The organism is Paenisporosarcina sp. P4_D4 (genome assembly GCF_056401835.1).
Genome location: NZ_JBFUIO010000375.1, coordinates 1 through 810, shown reverse-complemented (window position 1 = coordinate 810; position 810 = coordinate 1). Strand labels below are relative to the sequence as shown.

The 810-nt window shown below is 37.9% G+C and carries 1 protein-coding gene; it reads left to right on the top strand.

The window, feature by feature from the left end:
* The coding region (locus tag AC1DSL_RS18930) for a P-loop NTPase family protein (RefSeq protein ID WP_477533435.1) at window positions 1–810 on the top strand (810 nt) is incomplete at both ends.

Genomic DNA, 810 nt, shown 5'->3' with positions numbered 1-810 from the left:
GGATAAAATGTTCTTTATCGTAAACGCCATTGACTTGGCTGCAAACGAAGAGGAAGCAAATGATGTCAAAAATTATGTGACGAATGAATTGCAACGATTTGGTATACGCTTCCCACGAGTATATGGAGTTTCGAGCCTTCAAGCGCTAAAAGAAAAAGAAGAGTCGGTTCAATTGAATTCAGGAATGGAAGTTTTCGAACAATCTTTCCAACAATTTTTATCCGAAGATTTAAAAGCGATGGCTGTTCAAGCACTCGCTGAAGAAACAGAGAAAACAGTTGCCCGATTGGCTTCCTTGATTGAACAAACTGAAGTCAATCTATCCAGAAAAGAAGAACGGTTGCAGGAACTACGTCTGTTGGAACAAAAGATCCGTCAACGTTTTACGAGTTCAGCTGCAGGAGTAATCACGAAAAATTCCTATCAGGAACTGGACGAATTGCTTTACTATGTATTGCAAAGAGTCTATTACAGATACCCTGACTTCTTTAAAGAATCGTATAACCCGTCTGTTTTTTCGAACAAATCATCAGCAGAAGCACTTGATTTTGCCTTGAAAGAAACACTTGCCATGTTAAGTTTTGATTTTGAGCAGGAAATGCGTGTGACGAATTTCCGTTTAAATCAATGGATTGGCAAAGCACTGCAACAACGAAAAAAAGATGAAATGCATGAACTGAAAGAAAGCAACAACAGTTTTTCGTTTATGCCGTATGAAATAGCGGAAGCAAAACTGCTTGATTTTGAAGGACCTTTCGAGGATTCAACTAAGTATTCACATGTGAAGTCACATTATAAAAACAATAAATC